At 59.4% G+C, this 20,399-nt stretch carries 19 protein-coding genes and 1 riboswitch; of the genes, 2 read left to right on the top strand and 17 right to left on the bottom strand.

Annotated elements, in window-relative coordinates:
• Positions 1–10: 10 nt before the first annotated feature.
• The 10 genes from ACRZ91_RS00230 to cbiE all read right to left on the bottom strand — a co-directional run bounded on the left by ACRZ91_RS00230 (position 11) and on the right by cbiE (position 10,098).
• Positions 11–1,381, bottom strand: coding sequence for a tetratricopeptide repeat protein (locus ACRZ91_RS00230; RefSeq protein WP_170468855.1), 1,371 nt, complete (start codon positions 1,379–1,381; stop codon positions 11–13).
• Between the two features lie 180 nt (positions 1,382–1,561).
• On the bottom strand, positions 1,562–2,746 hold the full coding sequence (locus ACRZ91_RS00235) for a CaiB/BaiF CoA transferase family protein (RefSeq protein WP_480901735.1): 1,185 nt from the start codon (positions 2,744–2,746) through the stop codon (positions 1,562–1,564).
• Positions 2,733–4,352: a thiamine pyrophosphate-binding protein gene (locus tag ACRZ91_RS00240; protein WP_480901737.1), complete on the bottom strand. Its 1,620-nt coding sequence runs from the start codon at positions 4,350–4,352 to the stop codon at positions 2,733–2,735. Before ACRZ91_RS00240 ends, ACRZ91_RS00235 begins: the two co-directional genes overlap by 14 nt.
• Positions 4,353–4,431: 79 nt before the next feature.
• Complete coding sequence (locus tag ACRZ91_RS00245) at positions 4,432–4,896, bottom strand: DUF302 domain-containing protein (protein ID WP_480901739.1); 465 nt, start codon at positions 4,894–4,896, stop codon at positions 4,432–4,434.
• A 76-nt stretch (positions 4,897–4,972) separates the two neighbouring features.
• Positions 4,973–5,716, bottom strand: a complete 744-nt coding sequence (gene cobF, locus ACRZ91_RS00250; RefSeq protein WP_480901741.1) for a precorrin-6A synthase (deacetylating) — start codon at positions 5,714–5,716, stop codon at positions 4,973–4,975.
• Entirely contained in the window at positions 5,709–6,437 is a 729-nt protein-coding gene (cobA, locus tag ACRZ91_RS00255) for a uroporphyrinogen-III C-methyltransferase (protein WP_170538794.1), read from the bottom strand. The genes cobF and cobA overlap by 8 nt, the downstream gene beginning before the upstream one ends.
• Positions 6,434–7,750, bottom strand: a complete 1,317-nt coding sequence (locus ACRZ91_RS00260; protein WP_480901743.1) for a cobyrinic acid a,c-diamide synthase CobB — start codon at positions 7,748–7,750, stop codon at positions 6,434–6,436. Before ACRZ91_RS00260 ends, cobA begins: the two co-directional genes overlap by 4 nt.
• Positions 7,743–8,537 (bottom strand): precorrin-4 C(11)-methyltransferase, encoded by a 795-nt coding sequence (gene cobM / locus ACRZ91_RS00265; RefSeq protein ID WP_170538798.1) that lies wholly within the window; start codon positions 8,535–8,537, stop codon positions 7,743–7,745. The genes ACRZ91_RS00260 and cobM overlap by 8 nt, the downstream gene beginning before the upstream one ends.
• Positions 8,534–8,902: a cobalamin biosynthesis protein gene (locus ACRZ91_RS00270; RefSeq protein WP_480901745.1), complete on the bottom strand. Its 369-nt coding sequence runs from the start codon at positions 8,900–8,902 to the stop codon at positions 8,534–8,536. The genes cobM and ACRZ91_RS00270 overlap by 4 nt, the downstream gene beginning before the upstream one ends.
• Complete coding sequence (cbiE, locus tag ACRZ91_RS00275; protein WP_480901747.1) at positions 8,899–10,098, bottom strand: precorrin-6y C5,15-methyltransferase (decarboxylating) subunit CbiE; 1,200 nt, start codon at positions 10,096–10,098, stop codon at positions 8,899–8,901. The genes ACRZ91_RS00270 and cbiE overlap by 4 nt, the downstream gene beginning before the upstream one ends.
• Between cbiE and ACRZ91_RS00280 the strand changes: the two genes are divergently transcribed.
• Positions 10,097–10,828, top strand: a complete 732-nt coding sequence (locus tag ACRZ91_RS00280; protein ID WP_480901750.1) for a cobalt-precorrin-6A reductase — start codon at positions 10,097–10,099, stop codon at positions 10,826–10,828. The genes cbiE and ACRZ91_RS00280 overlap by 2 nt on opposite strands.
• Here the strand turns inward: ACRZ91_RS00280 and cobJ are convergent.
• Genes cobJ through ACRZ91_RS00315 form a run of 7 tightly spaced genes read right to left on the bottom strand, consistent with a single transcriptional unit; the run spans position 10,819 to position 18,801 of the window.
• Positions 10,819–11,583, bottom strand: coding sequence for a precorrin-3B C(17)-methyltransferase (gene cobJ, locus ACRZ91_RS00285; protein ID WP_480901753.1), 765 nt, complete (start codon positions 11,581–11,583; stop codon positions 10,819–10,821). The genes ACRZ91_RS00280 and cobJ overlap by 10 nt on opposite strands.
• The gene (cobI, locus tag ACRZ91_RS00290) at positions 11,580–12,308 is read right to left on the bottom strand and encodes a precorrin-2 C(20)-methyltransferase (protein ID WP_480901756.1); all 729 of its coding nucleotides are present in this window, start codon (positions 12,306–12,308) and stop codon (positions 11,580–11,582) included. Before cobI ends, cobJ begins: the two co-directional genes overlap by 4 nt.
• Positions 12,305–12,934 (bottom strand): precorrin-8X methylmutase, encoded by a 630-nt coding sequence (locus tag ACRZ91_RS00295; protein WP_170779219.1) that lies wholly within the window; start codon positions 12,932–12,934, stop codon positions 12,305–12,307. Before ACRZ91_RS00295 ends, cobI begins: the two co-directional genes overlap by 4 nt.
• Positions 12,934–14,073, bottom strand: a complete 1,140-nt coding sequence (locus tag ACRZ91_RS00300; RefSeq protein WP_480901758.1) for a cobalamin biosynthesis protein CobG — start codon at positions 14,071–14,073, stop codon at positions 12,934–12,936. The genes ACRZ91_RS00295 and ACRZ91_RS00300 overlap by 1 nt, the downstream gene beginning before the upstream one ends.
• Complete coding sequence (cobN, locus tag ACRZ91_RS00305) at positions 14,070–17,363, bottom strand: cobaltochelatase subunit CobN (RefSeq protein WP_480901761.1); 3,294 nt, start codon at positions 17,361–17,363, stop codon at positions 14,070–14,072. Before cobN ends, ACRZ91_RS00300 begins: the two co-directional genes overlap by 4 nt.
• 5 nt (positions 17,364–17,368) lie before the next feature.
• Positions 17,369–18,424 carry a cobalamin biosynthesis protein CobW gene (gene cobW, locus ACRZ91_RS00310; RefSeq protein ID WP_480901763.1) on the bottom strand — a complete coding sequence of 352 codons (1,056 nt, stop codon included), beginning with the start codon at positions 18,422–18,424 and terminating at the stop codon, positions 17,369–17,371.
• Positions 18,421–18,801 carry a DUF1636 family protein gene (locus ACRZ91_RS00315; protein ID WP_170468906.1) on the bottom strand — a complete coding sequence of 127 codons (381 nt, stop codon included), beginning with the start codon at positions 18,799–18,801 and terminating at the stop codon, positions 18,421–18,423. Before ACRZ91_RS00315 ends, cobW begins: the two co-directional genes overlap by 4 nt.
• Before the next feature lie 85 nt (positions 18,802–18,886).
• Positions 18,887–19,089: riboswitch (cobalamin riboswitch) on the bottom strand.
• A 145-nt stretch (positions 19,090–19,234) separates the two neighbouring features.
• Between ACRZ91_RS00315 and ACRZ91_RS00320 the strand changes: the two genes are divergently transcribed.
• Positions 19,235–20,182, top strand: a complete 948-nt coding sequence (locus ACRZ91_RS00320; RefSeq protein WP_010438992.1) for an NAD(P)-dependent oxidoreductase — start codon at positions 19,235–19,237, stop codon at positions 20,180–20,182.
• Positions 20,183–20,399 lie beyond the last annotated feature (217 nt).

The raw sequence follows: 20,399 nt of genomic DNA on the forward strand, positions 1-20,399 counted from the left end.
TTTATTGTTCTTATTCGGCGGGGACGCTTTGTGCGTCGCCATTGTCGCGTGCGGCCTCGATCAATGCGCGGCGGGCGAGGGCATAGTTGTCTTCGCCACCGGAGCGCTTGGCGCGGCGGTCGTCAAGAATGCGCTCGACAGCATCCAGACGGCCGGCGCGCAGGCCTGAATCAATTGTGATGCGCTCGAATACATCACGTTGGGCGTGGCTGCCACCAGCCAGCTGCATTCCACCACGTGCGTCTGACAAAAAGTCAAAGGCTTGGCCATAGAGGCCTTCGCCAAAGGCCTCAAGCCCCTTGGCCGCAGCGACGCCGGGATCAGACATGCGGATCGGCGTATCGCCCTGGTTACGCTGGGCATCGCTCTGGATGCGGTGCAGTATTTTGCTGGTCGCATCCGAACGGTTGTCGCCAGTCAGGGCCAGCATGTAATGCAGGTCGGCAAAGATCAGGCAGCCGTCTTCGGTTCGGGCAGCGCTGAGATCGGCCAGTTCTTCCCAGCGGTTGCCGACATCCACCCCTTCAAGCTCTAGCCGGGACAGCAGCGAAGTCGCATTCGAGATATCGCGGTAATCGTCGGTCTTGTCCTGACGGATGTGGTGATCATACAAAGCCATTACTTGATCGACCTGACCCAGATCCAGATGCATCAGCGCCTTGTGCCACCACACATGATAGCGGAAATTGTTGCAATGCGCCCAGGCATCCTCGCGCCCCGCAAGCCAGTCAAGGCCCAACTGAGCATTTCCCGTCATCTCATGCACATGCGCGACGGCGTGCAATCCCCAAGCATCGTCGGAAACCATCCAAAGAGCCTGACGCCCGGCGATCTCGGCTTTCTCGTAGGCACCCGTTTCCTCAAGAGCAAATGAATGGCAGCCCAGCAGATATCCACGCCCGGCGTGGTCAGGTTCGTAAGCGGGCATCACGCGTTCAATCGACCGGCGCATCCCTTGCGAATCTCCCAAAACGAACCGAGTGGCGTGGCTGAGTTTCATCGCCAGAGTGTCCGTGGGGTGCGCCCGAAGGATCTCTTCGAATTTCTGTATCGCTTGCGTGGGAAGGTCGGCCATATACATCGCCAGTGCCTCGACATACAGCCTTTCACGGTCCGAAACTGGCTGACGTTCCATAGCTGCATTGGCTGCGGTCAGCGCTTCGGCCGCGACCGCGATCATCTCGCGGCGCCCCAGTAGGACCATGAACAGACCTTTGATCGCGTGACCCAAGGCAAAGTCCGGCTCAAGCTCCAGCACCTTGCTCAGATGCTGCGGCGTTACGGCTGCGTGCGCCATGAACCCAAGGAGAACACCATCCCACGCCTCGACGCTTGCGGGCTGGGTCAGGGTGTTCATCTGTCCAAAAACGTCTTGTTTCATGCTTGGGTCCAATCTGATTGCGGCATTCTATAGTGTTTGATGTAACAGAGTGTGCCGCGGGGTCGTAACAGTATCGACCCTGCTCTCGAATTGGTGAAAACGCGTGTGTGGAAAACGCGAAAAAAACCGCCGATTCAAGGGCATGTTTCAGCAACTTGCCGCCTAATCAGGCAGAGTGTTTCAATCTTCGAAGGGGTTTTCTGCGTTTAGAACAGCTTGTGTGTCAGCGCCACAGACTGGAGGTGCACTGCGATATGTTACAGGTGTACGGGACAGGTTCAGAGGGTTTCCGATCAATTGCACCTCACCGGGTGCAGCCTGCATAGTGACCTGCATCCGCCGGGCAGCGACCTGATCTGAGGCGAAGACCTGATCAAGTGTTTGCACAGGACCAACCGGTACTTTCAGTTCTTCCAGCCCTGCAATAACGCGGCTGGTATCCAGCGCCTGTACGGCAGGGCGAAGGATTGCATTCAATGAGTCACGACTTTCAAGACGGGCAGGATTGGTGGCAAATCGCGGATCGTCAGCAAGCTCTGGGTGTTGGATGAAACTGCAGAATCTTTTGAACTGGCTGTCGTTTCCGACCGCAAGAATCACGTGCCCGTCGTTGGTTGCATATACGTCGTAAGGGACAATGTTTGGATGCCCGTTGCCGCGCCGTTGAGGCACATTGCCCGAGGTCAGGTAGTTCACGCCTTCGTTGATCAGCCAGGCCACTTGCGAATCCACCAGCGCAAGGTCGACCTGCTGGCCTTCGCCGGTCAGATCGCGATGCCGCAGGGCGGCCAAAATACCGACGCAGGCATACATGCCGCACATCACATCGGCGATGCCAACGCCAACCTTCATTGGTGCGCCTTCGGGATCTCCAGTCAGCGACATAACTCCGCCATAGCCTTGTGCCATCAGGTCATAACCGGGTTTCGATGCGTTCGGACCGGTCTGCCCGTAACCCGAGATCGAGCAATAGACTAGGCTGGGAAACTCATTGGACAGGGTGGCGTAGTCGAGCCCGTATTTCGCAAGCCCGCCGGGTTTGAAGTTCTCGATCAGGATATCCGCATGAGACGCCAATCGTCGGATTTCCGCTTGTCCTTCCGCCGAGGCGATATCCAAAGCGACCGATTTCTTGTTACGATTGGATGACATGAAATAGGCGCTCAAATCCGAGCGGTTACCATCCGCGTATTCGACGTAGGGAGGGCCCCATTGCCGCGTGTCGTCACCTCCGGTCGCTGGGTTTTCGATCTTGATGACGGTGGCTCCCAAATCACCCAGCAGTTGCGTGCAGGTCGGGCCAGCCAGAATGCGCGACAGGTCCAGTACCTTTACGCCTTTGAGCGGTCCTTTAGATGCGGCCATCATATCCTCCACGGTCAATTTCCGCAGCAATGACAGTGAATTTGTCGGCTTTCAACGCCTGATCCAGCGCAGCCCGCAATTCGTCGCGGTTGCGCACCGTATGACCGTACCCGCCAAAGGCGCGCCCCATGGCGGCAAAGTCATGGCGGTCGAAATCGACACCTCGATTGCCCATCTGGCGTTGGCGTTGCTTCAATTCGATTAGGGCAAGGCTGGCATCGACAAACACAAGAAAGATCGGGTTGCCGCCCATTTCGGCGGCGGTCGAAAGCTCTCCGGCGACCATCAGAAACCCGGCGTCGCCCGAGAAGCTGATCACGGGGCGGTCCGGTTCGGCCAGTTTCAGTCCAATCGCCATAGGGACAGCGCACCCCATTGTGCAGAGCGCCGAAGACTGGATCAGCCCGCGCTCCTCCGAACACTCCCACATCTGGCTGAGCAGAATGCGATGGGCGCCACTGTCGGCGGTGGCGAGTGTCTCAGTTGGTAGCACTGCACGGGTTTCCGCGATGATCGCCGCCGGTCCCCAGTCTTCATCGGTTGGGAAGGCTTCTGCCAGTGCTGTCTTGACTTGATCCGGTTCACCATTCGGCCAAGTCTTGCGGGCAGGGTTGCCCTTGGCGATGGCCTCAAGTGTTGCGCTGGTGTCCGCCACCAAATTTAATCCGGCCTGATGCATATAGTGATCGTTCACTACAGCAGCAATGTCGATCACTCGCTTGTCTTCCGGGTCCCAAATCTCGCGCCAGCCAGGGCGCATTTCTATGGGGTCATAGCCCAGGCACAGTACCAGATCAGCCTGTTCTACCAGCGGAACCAGATGCTTGTCGGCCAGCGGCGAAAGACCCGCCCCACCCAGACACAGCGGATGATCCTCGGGCACCACCCCCTTGGCCTTGTAGGTCGTGACGAAGGGAATGTTGAAATGCTCCAAAAACGCCCGCACGACACAGCGCGAGTCGTCGTAGAGAATATCGAGACCAATGATCGCCATCGGGCGTTCGGCCTCGGCCACCCAACGGCGAGCCTTTTCCAGACATTCAGCGCCAGGTGCGACGGGTGCGACTTTCGCGAGACGACGGTGTTTAACCCCCGATACACGCGTATCGGCCACCGAGATTGGCACATCGATGTGCACCGGACCGGGGCGCGGCTGGTTCGCAAGCGATACCGCCTTGTCGGCGATGATATCGGCCCCGTCAGCAGTTAGCATGAATGTGCCCTTGGTGATCGAGCGGTAGACTTGCGAGTGATCCATCACCTGATGAGTGTAGGTCAGCGCTTCGTCCGCATCGACGCATCCGGTCAACACGATCATCGGAACGCGATCCTGCAATGCGTTCGCGACCACGTTGATCCCATTCATTGCGCCCGGGCCAAGCGTGGCCACCAGAATCGCAGGCGCGCCATCGCGATGATGAACGGCTTCGGCCATGAAACCGGCTGCGTTTTCATGTTTGGTCAGATGAAAGGTGATACCTGCGCTTTCCAGCGCATCCACCAATGTCAGAACCTCGCCACCGGGCATTCCGAACGCGTGGCGGCATCCGGCCTCGAAAAGGCGTTGTGCCAACAGATCCGCAGCGCGGGGGGACAGGTCCTGCATCAATCAAGCTCCGACAAGTTTATCTTTCAGCAGATTGCGGAGGACGCGCCCGGACGCAAGCAGCTTCACGTCAGTGTGACTATTTGACGGCGCTTTCCGCCACGGCCTGAAACTTTTCGTCTAATTCGGTGGCAATCCCGCGCAGCGCCTCACCGCCTTCATCCGTATATGGGGCGAACACAAAACTCGGGGTTTTGTAGGACAGGGTAGCAGTGCCATCCTTTTCCTCGGTCACATAGAACCGGATAGGCGCTTCGATCATCGCATTGGTCGAGGTTTCAAGGACCCGAACCGCGTAGTCGTTGTTGAATGCGCCGATCACCCGATTGCCCGGAATGGTAATGCCGCGCGATGCCGCTGCTTTGGTCGGCCCGGCCTGTGTGACCACGATCAGGCCGTTCTCTTTTACCGCGGCCTTTGTGTCTTCCACGAGGCTCTCATAGCTTTTTCCGCTGGAGTAGATCGCCCATCCGGCAAGAGGTTCAATGCCGTCGGCCCAAGCAGGCATGGCCAGCAGGCAGATCGCAGCACAAAGCGCCCTCATGTTCTATCCCTTCCTGTTGATTGGAGAATAGATGACAGAAAACCGCTGAAACGGGGCTCACAATCCTGTGCGCGCGTCAGGCCGTAAGTTTCTTCAGCAGATAGATATCCATGATCCAGCCGTGATCAGAACGGGCTTGCGCGCGCGCGTCCAGAATGTCTTGCGCCACATCCGCCAACGGGCCTTTGATCAGAATCTCTTCTTTCATGCCCACATATGCCCCCCACCAGATGTCATAATCGGCCATTTTTAGGCTTTGGAACGAGCATTCGCCATCCAGCATAACAGCCACTTTTGATGCCGTTTCAGGCCATCCCTCATCGCGTATGCGGCGGCCGGTAGTCACGATATAGGGTGCGCCCAGATCATTGATCGGGATCGCATGGGCCGCAGTTAACGCCTGCAACGCGGTGACGCCCGGGACAACCTGGACTTGTGGCTGCGGGTCCAGTCGAGCGGCGATCCTGAGCGAACTGTCATACAGCGACGGATCACCCCAGATCAGCAACGCGACCTTCTGCGCGTCGGGGTGGGCTGAAATCGCCTCATGCCAGCGCAGGGCAATTGCGTCGTGCCATTCGTCGACACCTCGCAGATAGCCGTCATCTGCCCGACGTTTGGGAACGTCGAAATAGGCGATCCGCGGAGATTTTTCGGTGACCTGCGCGATGATGTCTTCGCGCAAACCGGCCAGATCAGCTTTGTTCTCTCCCTTACGCGGGATCAGGATCAGGTCTGCAGATCTGATCGCCTGCGCGCCCTGAAAGGTCAGGTGGTCGGGATTGCCGGTGCCGATCCCGATCAGTGTGAGATCATACATCTTCGAACTCCACCAGCGGGCCGTACAGGATCAAGGCGGGAGCAGTGCCTATCTCGGTGCGCAGTCTGTCGGAAAGCTCTCCGATGGTGGAGCGATGTAAGGATTGCTCGGGGGTTGAAACGGATTCGGCCATCAAGGCAGGTGTGTCCAGCGGCAGGCCATGCGCTTTCAGCGCTTCGACAAGCAATGGAAAAGTGCGCTTGCCCATGAATACGACCGTTGTCGCGCCAGCATCGGCTAGGGCGGGAAGATTCAGATCGGCAGGCAGTTTGCCACTCGCGTCATGCCCGGTGACGAATTGAACACGACGCGCAGTCAGGCGCCGGGTCAGAGGAATTCCCGCAGCCGCAGCCGCCGCGACTGCCGAAGGGATGCCGGGAATGATCTCGTATTTGATACCGGCGGCCTGCAACGCGACCAATTCTTCCTCCAGTCGGCCGAACAATCCTCCATCACCGGATTTCAGCCGTACGACATGCTGGCCGGTCTGCGCATACTCCACCAATAATCGGCTGACGTGATCCTGCTTGGGCGAGGGGCGACCGGCGCGTTTACCTACGCCCACCAGATCAGCGTCGTCACGTGCATGGGTCAAGATCGGGCCACTGCTGAGATCATCAAACAGCACCGCATCGGCCTTCTGCATCCGGTCCACGGCCTTGAGCGTTAGCAGCTCCGGATCACCCGGACCGGAGCCGATGAATGAGACAAACCCGGTCATACCGTTGCCTCCGCGATCAGGTGAAAGAACGTACCGGTGACATTGCCGCGTCGCGATCCTGTCTGAGGGCCTTCAGCCCCTTCGGCATCGAAGACCCGCGCAAGAGGAGCGTCAGGTTGCTCGATGATCGAGGAATAATGGAACTCATGTCCGCGCAGCGCGGTACCTGTCGCAAAGCCGGGCATCGGAGCCAAAAGTTCAGCCCTACGATAGCCAAGGTTGAATTTGCGCTTTTGGTATGAGGTTTGCAGACCCAACAATCCCGCCATCTGATGTGGGGTGCCATCTTTGTCGACCAGCACTTTCCCCAATGCCATGTACCCCCCGCATTCACCATGCACGGGCCGCGTTTCCGCGTGTTTCCGCAGCCCGGTCAAGAAGGTATCGGCCGCAGCTATTGTTCCCGCATGCAGCTCAGGATACCCCCCCGGCAACCAGACCAGATCGGCATCAGCGTCTGGCGCTTCATCGGCCAGAGGTGAAAAGGGCTGTATCTCTGCACCCGCGCTGCTCCACCCTTCCAGAAGATGCGGATAGGTAAACGAAAACGCTGCATCTCGGGCCAGAGCGATCCGCTGCGCCGGGGGGGGCGGCAGCGCGGCCGACGATGGCCCAACGGGGCCCGAGGAGGCCGCCTTTTTGATCGCTTCCAGATCAACATGTTCACGCAGGAACGCGGCGTAACCGGCAATTGCGGTTTCCAGATCAGGGTGTTCAACCGCTTGGATTAAGCCTAGATGCCGTTCGGGCAAGGTAAGATCGCCTCGGCGTGGAAGTACCCCCAGAACCGGTAGTCCGGCGCGCTCCATGCCCAAACGGGTCAGTCGTTCGTGGCGAGGGCTAGCACAGCGGTTCAGGATGACACCGGCAAAAGGCAAATCGGGGTTATACATCCGAAACCCAAGTGCAGTCGCCGCCGCTGATTGCGCCTGTCCTCCGACATCCAGAACCAAGACGACCGGCCATCCCATACGCAGCGCCGTTTCAGCGCTTGATCCATGTCCCAGTTCTCCGGGTTTGGCGACGCCATCAAACAAACCCATCGAACCCTCGGCCACTACGATGTCGGCACCCTCGGCTTGCGCGGATATCGCGCTTAGCAGCGGATCTCCCATCGCCCAGCTATCCAGATTGAACGAAGCGCGGCCTGCCGCAGCGCGGTGAAAGGCCGGGTCTATGTAGTCGGGCCCGCTTTTGAACGGCTGCACGGTCAATCCGTCCTCAGCCAGCGCCCGGAGCAACCCCAGCATGACCGTGGTTTTGCCCGTGCCCGATGACGGTGCGGAAATCAGTAATCCCGGGGGGTTAGTCATCGCCGTGGCTCCAGCTCGACCACGGGCTATCGGCGCTTTGAGGGCGATAGCGACGGTCGTAAGTTTTTGAATACAGGCAGCTTTCGTCAAACCCTTCACCTGCGAGCGCCGGACCAACCATTATCAGTGCGGTGCGCGAGATGCTTTCGTCCAGCGCCTCTTTCAGCGTGGCCAGAGTCGCGCGGATGATCCGTTCATCCGGCCAGCTGGCGCGGTAGACAACGGCGACCGGGCAGTCCGCACCATAGGCAGGGGTCAGGTCGGCGATGACATTGTCCAGATTTCCGATCGACAGGTGAATGGCCAGAGTAGCACCTGTTTTAGCAAAGTTTTTCAGCGTCTCACCTTCAGGCATCGAGGACGCGCGCCCAGGCGTCCGGGTCAACACCACCGATTGCGCCAGTCCCGGAAGGGTGAGTTCAGTTCCTAGAGCAGCAGCTGCGGCGGCAAAAGACGGGACACCGGGCGTGACGCTGACCGGGATTCCCATCTCTTTCAGACGTCTGATTTGCTCTCCCATCGCGGACCAGACAGAGAGGTCCCCGGAATGCAGCCGCGCCACGTCTTGCCCGGCTTTGTGCGCTATTTCGATCTCGGCCATGATCTGATCCAGATCCATCGGAGCCGTGTTCACGATCTTTGCGCCGTCGGGGCAGTGGCTCAGAATCTCCTCGGGAACCAATGAGCCTGCATAGAGGCACACAGGGCAGGAGGTGATGATATCGCGCCCGCGCAGGGTTAGCAGGTCGGCAGCACCCGGTCCGGCGCCGATGAAATGAACGGTCATTGTTGTCCTCCGATGGCGACGGCGCAGGTTGCAAGCCGGTCGTCCGAGATTTGTCTGGGTGAAATCAGCCGCGCACCATGCCCGGCGGCAGCAAGAGCGGATGCTTCGGCCACGCTGCCGGTGCCGTATGTGGCACGACTGCGGGGCGAGCAGGTGAGGGTACGTTGCCCGGCAAGATCATGTGCCGGGACGAAATGAACCGGCAGCTCAGTAACCTCTGCAAGTGCGACAAGTGCGGCATGTCCGTCCTTGTCTGCAACGGTTGCCAGAGCATCGACTGTTTTTCCTGTCGAGGCCAGATCAAAGGCAGCGCGCAGACTGGCCAGCGTAGCAGAAGACGAGAATCCGAGCCCGGCGACGATCATAACGTGAGGCTCCACTGCACAACTGGATAAGTAGATTTCCAACCCCGCCGTGGACCAAGCGAAGCAGCCTGCGCAAGTTCGATGCGCAACAGGTCTCCGCCCATCTTGTCGTGCCACGCAGCCAGCAAGGCTTCGCTTTCCAATGTCACTGCGTTGGCGACAAGTCGCGTACCGGCGCGGAGATTTGCGTGTAGCCAGTTCAACAGCTCCGCGCTCAGGCCGCCTCCGATGAAAACGACATCTGGTTGGTCAAGGCCAACCAACGCCTCAGGTGCGATACCATGAACGACCCGCAACCGATCCTGCCCGAGCGCATCGGCGTTTCGGCGAATGCGCTCGGCCCGATCTTCACGCGGCTCGATTGTCGTTGCAGTCAGCGTCGGATCGCACATCAGCCATTCGATGCTGATCGAACCGGTGCCGCCGCCAATATCCCACAGTTGTTCTCCTCTACGCGGGGCAAGGGCCGACAGGGTCAGTGCGCGGATAGGGCGCTTGGTGATTTGCCCGTCGGTTTCGAAGATATCATCAGGCTTGCCCGAGGCTTTGGGAAAGGCGCGCCCTGTGCCCGCGACGTCCAGCCCGACACAGACCGGATGTTCGAATGTTCCTAGCAGCGCTTCGGTCAGCGATACGCTCCGCGCGCGTTCACGGGGGCCGCCAAGAGCCTCCATGACATGCAGGGTACAATCGGCAAAGCCGGTTTCACCCAGATAAGTTGCAAGATCAGCCACCGCTTTTCCATCACGCAGCAAGAGAATGGCGCGGAGGCCCTGCGCCAGGTGGGGGCGCAAACGGGTCAGGGGGGCGGCGTGCAGTCCAAAGGTTAGCGTGTTTTCAAGCGGCCAACCAAGCCGCGCAGCCGCTAGCGAAAAGGTCGACTGGCCGGGTAGGGCGGTCCATTCGCTCGCATCGAAATTTCGCGCGATGACGGAACCGGCCCCGAACCAGAACGGATCACCCGAGGCCAGAACAACAGTTTGACGACCGCGTAATCCGGTCAGTATCGGAAGACCATCGGCAAATGGAGCTGGCCATACAATCTGTTCGGCGTTGCTTTTGGGAATCAAAGATAGGTGGCGAGACGGACCCATGACAATCTCGGCGCGATCCAGCACTTGACGGCTTGCGGCGGAAAGGCCATCCAGTCCATCTTCGCCCAAACCCAATACGGTCAACCACGGAGTTTCAGACATGCCCAACCTCCTGATTCTTGGCGGGACGACCGAGGCAAATGCTCTGGCAAAATCCGTTTCCGAACAAGGTATTCCGGCCACGTATTCCTACGCGGGCCGTGTCGACACGCCACGCCCGCAGCCCGTTCCCACGCGCGTGGGCGGTTTCGGAGGAGCGGAGGGGCTGGCGCGTTACATCCGCGACCAAGAGATCAGCCATATCATAGACGCAACCCACCCCTTTGCCGCGCAGATGAGCCGCAACGCCGCGGAAGCCTGTGCTGCGACGGCGACTCCGCTGGCGGCGCTGACACGGCCTGCCTGGGCCGCTCAAGATGGCGACATTTGGCAGCACGTTCCGGACATCGACAGTGCCGTCGACGCGCTTTCTGGTCCGGCTCAGCGCGTGTTCCTTGCTGTTGGTCGCATGCATCTTCAGGACTTCGCTGCCCAGCCTCAGCATCACTATCTTTTGCGGCTGGTGGATGAGCCTGAAACCGTGCCGTTGCCCATCGGCGAAGTGGTTGTCTCGCGCGGTCCGTTCACCGTCGAAGACGACCAGGCGTTGATGCAGCGTCACGGAACGCAATTGGTTGTGTCCAAGAACGCGGGCGGCATCGGCGCGCGCGCAAAGCTGGATGCCGCAAGGGCGCTGGGTCTTCCGGTTCTGATGATTGACCGTCCGCTGTTGCCGCAGCGGACTGAGTTCGAAAAGGTTTCGCAGGTCTTGGACTGGCTGGTTCATACCTGATCCTTGTCAGGCGTGAATCTCGGCGTGTAAACGATCGGTTTGCCGTCGCGCTCGATCACACGGGTCAATGACGAGCCGACGATCACGACGGTCTGCATGTCCGCCATGTCTGGCGTGGCCTCGGCCAATGTTGAAATCCGCAACTCTTCATCCGAACGCGACACTGCGCGGGCGAACAGGATCAGGCGTTCTGGCTCACATTCCTCGCGAAGGATTTCCAGTGTTTTTACAAAGCCTTCTGGGCGTGACTTCGAGCGTGGATTGTAGAATGCCATCGCGAAATCCCCCTGTGCGGCGAGACGCAGGCGCTTTTCGATCAAGGACCACGGTTTCAGATTGTCGCTGAGGTTGATGGCGCAGAAATCGTGCCCCATCGGCGCGCCCGCACTGGCGGAAGCGGCCAGCATCGCAGTGATCCCCGGCAGTACGTCGATCTGAATGCTTCGCCATTCAGCGGGACCATTCTCCATGGCCTCGAACACGGCAGCGGCCATCGCGAACACGCCCGGGTCTCCGGAGGAAACAACCACGACACGCTTGCCCTCGGCCGCCATCCGTAATGCGTGCTGCGAGCGGTCGATCTCGACCCGATTGTCACTGGCATGTAGGGTCAACCCTTCACGCTCAACAACGCGCGCGACGTAGGGGATGTATCCAACAACATCCGTCGCCTCGGCCAGAGCAGCGGTAACCTCGGGCGTGACCAGAGCTTCGTCTCCCGGTCCGAGGCCGGCTATTTTGACCCAGCCACTCATGGGCGACGGCCCTGACCGTGAACCAGGATGATCGAGAAATAGGGGGTGATACCCTCGCAATTGTCCGAGAGTTTGCAAACCCGCTGGTTGGGCATCTGGGCGTATTCGACGATCCATGCACGGTCATATAGATCAGCCCGTTTCAAGGCGCGTTTTACCTTGTCAAAGTTGCGACCGATCTTCATGACCACCAACGCATCGGTTTGGGTCATGCGTTCGGACAGCGTATCCTCGGACAATGTACCGACCAGAACCGTCAGGACGTCATCACCCCAGGTTATTGGATCGCCGGTAGCGGTCCAGGCACCCGACATTCCGGTAATGGCTGGTACGACCTCGACCTTAGATATATCCCGTAATCGATTGTAAAGATGCATGAATGACCCGTAGAAGAAAGGGTCTCCTTCGCACAGGACCACGACATCCTCACCATTCTCTGTCAACGACTTCAGGTGCGCGGCGCAATCCTCGTAAAACACGGAAAGCAGCTCGTTGTACCTCGGGTCCGTCACCGGGATTTCGGTTGTTACGGGATACTCCATCGCAAACTCGATAGCGTCGCCGGGGATCATTCCATTGACGATCTTGCGGGCCTGCCCCGTGCGGCCCGGCTTGCGGAAGAACGCTACGTGGCGCGCATTGCGCAACAGGCGGTCTGCGCGGACGCTCATGAGATCCGGGTCACCAGGGCCAAGGCCCACGCCGTAGATCTTGCCCCCGCTCATTCCGCGCGACTCGCGATGGCGTTGATGGCAGCAACGGTGATTGCACTGCCACCCAAGCGACCTTTGACGATGCAGGAGGGCACAGGCTGCGCTTCCCACAAGGCGTCCTTTGATTCGACTGCGCCGACAAAGCCCACAGGGCAGCCGATGATGGCGGCCGGGCGCGGACAATCTGGGTCTTCCAGCATGTTTAGCAGATGGAATAGCGCAGTCGGAGCGTTCCCGATCGCGACCAGCGCGCCGCCAAGATGCGGACGCCACAACTCTAGCGCAGCGGCAGAGCGCGTGTTGCTCATCTCAGCGGCCAATGGGCGCACGCGTTCGTCATGCAGAGTGCAGATTACCTCATTATCCGCAGGCAGGCGGAAGCGGGTCACACCTTCGCTGACCATGCGCGCGTCGCACAGGATCGGTGCGCCATTTTCCAGCGCGGTGCGGGCCGCTGTGACGAAGCCGGGCGAGAAATGCACGAACTCCTCCAGCCCAACCATTCCAGCGGCATGGATCATGCGCACGGCCACTTGCTCTTCATCGGCATCGAACCGAGCGAGATCGGCCTCCGAGCGTATGGTGGCAAAGCTCTGTTTGTAAATCGCCGCGCCGTCGGTTTCGTATTCATAGGGCATCAGGTGAAGTCCATGGTCATAAGTTTTTCTTCGGTCAGGCCGCGTTGGCAGGGCTCATCCCCTGCGCGACCTTGTTTGACAAGATCGAATCGTCCGTTGCATCCCACTAAAGTGACATCTGCAGGGCCCATCCGGGCGCACCCCTTTGCACATCCCGAGACATGCAGAGATCCGGGCACTCGAGCCGCCAAAACGCGCGCGATCTCTCGCGTTTCCACTTGCGCCTGCGGACAGAACGGCGTGCCAGGGCAGGCGTCGGTGGTCATCAGCGGGTCAGTACCGTCTGTGACGAAGGCTGGTGCGGGAGTATCTGCTCCGCTTTCCAGCAGGATCAACCGCCACGGTGTAACTCGCAGGGCAGATGCACCGCTGCTCTCGATCAGTTTCGAGAGCGGGCCCGCGGGCAATTGCCCAAACGTCGCGCCCAAAAGTGTTCCCAACTCGCAAGCGCCAGGCTGTAGCAGGGTACCTATTGGGCCGGGCGGGCTGCCTTGCCATTCGAGCGGAAGGTCTTGCGCAGAGATCACGCGGGCCATTCGGCGTGTCTCGGGCGTATAGGTTTCAGAGAACCACTTTGCCAGTTCGATCAGTCGATCGATGGCATCGGCTTCAGAAACAGACCGCCCGGTCTCAGCACCGTCAGCACGCAGAATCAGGTCGTTTTCGCCGGTTTCCACGCGAATGTCAGCCGAGTCTCCGGCTAATAGGCGCTCGGGTCCAGTATCAATTGCAAATCCGAACTTGGCGGGCAGCGAGGGCAACTCTGCTAGGCGGTCAATCAGATGCTGCGTTAGTCGCGCTGTCAGATCACCTGCACGGTAGAGCGGTGTGACTAAAATATTCCGTCTGATCTCGATGCCGGGCTCGGCATCGAGAAGGTTCAGATCAGACAGCTCGGCCAATAGCGGCTGGTGGTCGGCTTCCTTGACGCCGCGCAGTTGCAGGTTCGCACGGTTGGTCAGGTCAATAGTGCCATTGCCGAAACGGTCGGCCAATTCGCACAGACCCAAAGCCTGCTGAGCGCTAAGCCGCGCCAACCGCGGGCGTACGCGCACGACCAGCCCATCGCCGGACATCATCGGGCGATGGGCGCCGGGGCACCAGCCTTGGACGACAGGTTTGTCGGTGAGAGCGCTCATCCCAGACCTTCCAAACCGGCACGGATCGAGTTTCGGCGCGTATTCCATAATCCAGCATCCAACAAGGCGCGGAAACGGTCTTGCATCGCCTGATGCGCACGCGGGTTCGCCTCTTGTAGAAAGGCATCGACGCCTTCGTCGCCAAGCGTGGCTTCATGATAAAGATCGAACAGATGCGGCGCGACGGTGCCAGACAAATGTGCAAACGAGGCCATGTGATCAAGCGTCGCTGCAATCTCGGCCGCGCCTCGAAAACCATGCCGCTGCATCCCCGCTATCCATCCTGGATTGGCGGCGCGCGCATGAACCACGCGGCTAATCTCTTCGGGCAAGGTACGGGCGCGTGGATTTTCCGGGTTGGTATTGTCCAGATGATAGAGCTGAGCGTTACCACCGGTGATTTTCTTGGCGGCAGCAAACCCGGCCTCATGCGTGGCATAGTCATTCGCCAATAGCAGGTCGGTCTCCGTCAGGTCCTGGAGGTGTACAAAGCTGTCAGCATTGGCGACACGCCGCGTAATGCCATCGACGTCCTTCGTGATATGCTCACCTTCCAGTGCAAAGGAACTGGCATCTAACCACGCCTCACCCGCCTTTGAGCGGGCCTCATCGGTGTAGATTTCGGATAGTTGGGTCATGTTGACGCCATAGCTGCCGGGGGCCGGTCCAAAGACCCGTGCTGCCGGTTCCTGACCGGCATAAGGGTTCCAATCGGGCGCCTCATCCCGTTCAGATAGTGCCCGTACGGTCTGACCAAAAAGCGCCGAAAGCGTTGGGAACACATCACGGAACAGGCCCGAGACCCGTAAGGTCACGTCCAGACGCGGACGGCTGAGGTCGGTGATCGGTAGCACTTCGATGCCCGAAACACGCTCCGAGCCTTTGTCCCAAACCGGTTTCACACCCAGCAAGTGCAGCGCCATGGCGAATTCCTCGCCTGCGGTGCGCATCGTGGCCGAGCCCCACAGGTCGACGATCAACCCCTTAGGATAGTCGCCTTCTTCCTGCAGGTGTCGACGCACCAACTCCTCTGCCAGCTTGACGCCTTGAGTATAGGCCGCACGCGTGGGCACAGAACGCGGGTCGGTGGTATAAAGATTCCGCCCAGTAGGCAGCACGTCTGAGCGCCCGCGATAGGGAGAGCCTGAAGGTCCGGCTTCGATCCGTTTGCCAGCTAGCGCATCGACCAGAGCATTGCGCTCGGCTTGGGCAGAAGGCGCGGGGTCGAAGTCACCCGTCACATCTGGAACCCGTCCAAAGATGTGCAGACCGTTGCCGAACTGGCTTTCCTTGATGTCGCAGACAAATCGATCAATGCGCGTGATCGCCTCGGCGATGCAGGTAGCTTGGTCGAGACCAAGGTCGCTTTCCAGCCCGATGGCCTGTGCCTCATCGCGGATATCTTCTTGCAGGCGGTCACGGCGCTTGGGGTCCAGACCGTCCGCGTTCGAGAACTCATCCAGCAGTGCTTCCAGCCGAACCATGCGATCCGGCGTACCACTTTCTTTCATCGGGGGCGGGATATGGCCCAGCGTAACTGCACCGATCCGGCGCTTGGCCTGCGCAGCTTCGCCGGGGTCATTGACGATGAACGGGTAGATCACCGGGAGTTTACCGATCAACGCCTCGGGCCAGCATTCATTGCATAAAGCGACCGATTTACCTGGCAGCCATTCCAGCGTGCCATGGGCACCAATATGGATCAAAGCATCCGCGCCTATCCCTTTGCGTAGCCAAAGGTAAAAGGCGACGTAGCTGTGCCTAGGGGTGCGCGAAAGGTCATGATAGTCATCCTCGCGCAGTTCTGGCATGCCGCGTTCTGGCTGCAGCGCAACCACAGCGTTGCCACGCCGAAGGGCCGTGAAATGGAATGCTCCATCTGCGAACGCTGGATCGTCCTCGGGGTCTCCCCAGACCGCCTGCAGATCGGCGCGCAATTGATCGGGTAGCTCTGCATGCGCAATCAGGTAGTCCCGCAATGACCATGAAATCCGGGCGCCCAGCAGGGTTTCGGCAATCGGCTCGGCCGGTGCGGTTGCATATCCCTCATTCTGAAGATCGGTCAGCATCGCTTCGGCTGAAGCAAGCGCATCAAGGCCAACTGCATGCGCCATCTGCCAGTCCTTACCCGGGTAAGTCGACAGAACCAGCGCCGGTATTTGATCCGAACTGGGCTTTTCGTGCAGGTCCAGCCAGCCAGAGACCCGATCGATGACAGCTTCGATCCGGTCAGGTTCGGGCTGGTGGGCAAAACGCGAATATTCCAGATAAGGATCGCGCTTGCCCGGTTCTTTGAACGACACGATGCCCGCGTTAATCCGCCCGTCGACCTCGGGCAGCACCACATGCATGGCGAGGTCAGCAGGCGAAAGCCCGCGTTCCGCTTCTGCCCAGGCTTTGCGGCGCGAGGTCGCGAGGGCGACCTGAAAGACGGGCACATTGGCAGCATCCAAGGGTGAAGTGCCTGATGTGCCCTTGCCCGAAAAGGAGGTGGCATTAATGATCGCTGAAGGTTTCAGCGCCACGATCGTCTCACGCAACCAGTCAGCGGCGGTTGGCGCTTTGAGCGACGGGGCGAACAGGCCAAGGGCCTCGAATCCACGCGATCGCACACTGCGGATCAAAGCCGCGATTGGGGCAGTGTCGGCAGAGGTCAGGTAGGCCCGGTAAAACGTGACAATTATGCGTTTTGCATCGCCCGAAAAAGCTGTGTCCGCCGGTATCACGCCACGATCAGGGCACCAGGCGCCGTAATCCGGTATGGTTTTTGCCCCCATCACCGGACCGGCATATAGTCCCGCCGCCAGTGCCATCTGCGCGAGTGCGGCCTGCGCCGCAACCTCTCCGCCTGTATCACACAGATGCGCCAAGCGCCGCAGGGTTGAGACGGGCAGGGTGGAGTACTCATCCAGCCGCGTATCTTCGCGCCCGTCCGCAGGCAGGACAGCCAGTGCGATCCCCTTGGCCTGTGCCAGTGCCAGAACCTGCTGCAAGCCGTAAGACCAATATGGCACGCCGCCAATCAGGCGGATCAGGATGCCTTTGGCCCCCTCAAGCGTCTGTTCCACATATGTGTCGACTGACAGGGGATGTTTTAGAGCTGTTAGGTTGGCCAACCGCAGGGTTGGCATGCGCCCGTCTGGCCCGCCACCGCGATGCCAGCCCGCCGCGAAAGCGCCAAGATCACTGTCAGAAAAGGACAGCACCACCAAGTCCGCCGGGCTCTGGCCCAGATCGGTTGGGGTCTCGGTTTCCTCTAACCCGTGGCTTTCGCGGAAGACGACGTGCATGAATCTTACTCGGCGGCCTCGGTCACACCCACAAGGATATCACGGATTTTGGCCTCTTTGATATCATCATGCTCGGCGATGACCACGAGGCGCGAGTGGCGCTCTTCACCAGGTTCCCACGGGCGGTCATACTGATGACGTACCCGCGAGCCGACGGCCTGTACCAGCAGGCGCATGGGCTTGCCCTGAACCGCGGCATAGCCTTTGACGCGCAGGATGTTCAGTTCCTTTGCCAGGCGTTCGATCTTGGCGACCAGATCCAGCGGATCAGTCTGTTCCGGCAGTTCGACGATGATGCTTTCAAAATCGTCATGCTCGTGATCGTGATGACCATCATGATGGCTGGGACGCGCTTCCATGTCGTCCTCGGCGGCAGCTTCAAGGCCCAAGACAACGCGCACGTCCACGACACCTTCGGCGACTTCGACGACGGGTAGGGGGCGAGGGGCTTCGGCCGCGATGACCTCTTTGGCTTTGGCGACACCTTCGGGACCGGCCAGATCCGGCTTGGTCAGCAGGATGATGTCGGCGCAAGAGATCTGATCTTCAAACACCTCCGATAGTGGCGTCTCGTGGTCGATCGACTCATCGGCAAGGCGCTGGGCGTCTACCGCTTCGACATTGGGTGCGAACCGACCAGCAGCGACAGCTTCGGCATCGGCCAAAGCGATCACGCCGTCGACTGTGATTTTCGAGCGAATGTCTGGCCAGTCGAACGCTTTGAGCAGCGGCTTAGGCAGGGCCAGGCCCGAAGTTTCGATCAGAATGTGATCGGGGCGCGGCTCCAAGGCCATAAGCGCTTCGATCGTGGGAATGAAATCGTCGGCCACAGTGCAGCAGATGCAGCCATTGGCCAGTTCCATGATATTTTCTGCTGGGCAATCCGGGATTGCGCAGGATTTCAGGATATCGCCATCGACACCCACATCGCCGAACTCATTGACTACAACAGCCAAGCGCTTGCCTTGCGGGTTCTGCATCAAATGCTTGACCAGCGTCGTTTTGCCCGAGCCCAGAAAGCCGGTGATCACGGTGACGGGCAGTTTTTCGAGATTGCTCATTTCAGCGCTCCAATCGGGGGAATACGGGCCGCGCAATTCTTGCGGAAGTGTTCGGGGCGTTCACGCCATTTGACCAGCCCGTCCTCGGTCTGAAGGTACTTGGTGGCACCTTCAATGATGGTTTCGACGTGATCGGTTTCGCTCAGATGCTCATAGACGAATGTCCATCGATCAGGTCCACCACGCAGCACGATAGAACAGCCCTCATCGCAGTTTGAAAGGCATTCTACTGCTTTCAAGGTGATGCCCTCGGGCAGGGTGGCCTGTTCAAGCGCTTTGTGCAGCAATGTGCCGGGGCGTTGGGCGTCGTCTTCGACGGGTAGGCCGCGACGACAGGTGGTGCAGACCAGCAGTTCGACCGGTGTGGTGTCGGTCATGTCTCTCATCCCCCCAAATCCTCTTCGTGGGGGACGGGGTTTCATGCGGGCCGATCAAAGCCCCACACCGGAACACCCCGTCCGGTTTCATCTTCGGGCGTTGGCAGGTCTCCCGGCTTGCGGATGTCAGAGCGGTGCTCTGTCGGATGTCCCGCCTTCCCGGCATTCGCCAGTGGCTTGGGCACCCTCTCCGGTCACGGTCGCGGGGGCGGCTGCGTTTGACGGAAAATCCGCTGACGCATTCCCTTTTCATCTGCTGCTGCAGACACCAACACTTGGCTCTTGGGACAGCATCACCCCCCTTGTCAAGCGAGTCTCGCTCAACTGTGCGTACAGGGGCAAAAAAGCGACCTCTGAGGGTCGCTGGACGGCATGACTTAGGTCAACGGGCGTGTTGGCATGTGCATGGAAAGACGAACAGGGAGAGCGTCATATGAAAGTAGGCTTCATCGGGCTGGGAAACGTGGGCGGAAAATTGTCGGGCTCGCTGCTGCGCAATGGGATTGACCTGACCGTTCATGACCTCAACCCTGATCTTGTGTCTGGTTTTGTCGCGCAGGGTGCGAAGGCAGCTGAAAGCCCCGCTCAATTGATGCGGGATTGTGACGCCGTGATTACCTGTCTGCCATCTCCTGCCGCCTCGGACGCGGTAATGCAGGAGATGCTGTCCGAAGTGACATCCGGTAAGATCTGGATGGAAATGTCCACCACCGACGAAGCGGAAGTAAAACGATTGGGTGCTTCGGTGATCGAACGTGGGGGGGCTGCAGTCGATTGCCCGGTATCGGGCGGATGTCATCGGGCGGCTACGGGCAATATTTCGATCTTCGCAGGTTGCGATCGGGAAACATTTGAGCGCATTCTGCCGTTCCTGACGACGATGGGGCGCCGCGTTTTGCACACAGGCGATTTGGGATCGGCCTCAGTGTTGAAGGTGCTGACAAACTATTTGGCAACCGCAAATCTGATCACTTGCGCCGAGGCTTTGGTGACCGCAAAGGCCGCAGGGATGGATCTTGGCACGACCTATGAGGCAATCAAAATTTCATCGGGCACATCATTTGTACACGAAACGGAAAGCCAGGTGATCCTGAATGGGTCGCGCGATATCTCATTCACCATGGATCTGGTCAAAAAAGACATCGGTCTGTTTCAGGAGGTCGCCGACCGCGCCGGGGTGCCGCTGGAGATAAACCCGGTGATGATGGAAATCTTCGACGACGGAATCGCACGTTACGGTGACCGGGAACTTTCCCCCAACATTATCAAACGCCTTGAGGACGCCACGGGGCTGGATATCCGTGCTCCGGGGTTCCCCGCGGAAATGCAGGATGATGAGCCGGAAGAGCCGGGTTACGAAGTGGTTCCTCAGAATCGGTAAAACATAATGTGCTGATGTTCATGAAGAGTTTCGTTTGATGATGCCACGGCTATCTGCGGTTCGGAGGTGGCAATTCGGATTGTCGCAGGAAAGCTCTGATGAAGTCGTCGGTTAACTCAATTTTAGCAAACGCTGAGTGCATATTGAGTTCCATCAATTTCATCAGATCCTCCTGGGGCGCTGAGCGCGGTAGCCAGTTATTCCTGGGACTTGCTGC

The sequence above is a fragment of the Ruegeria sp. O11 genome (genome assembly GCF_056535285.1).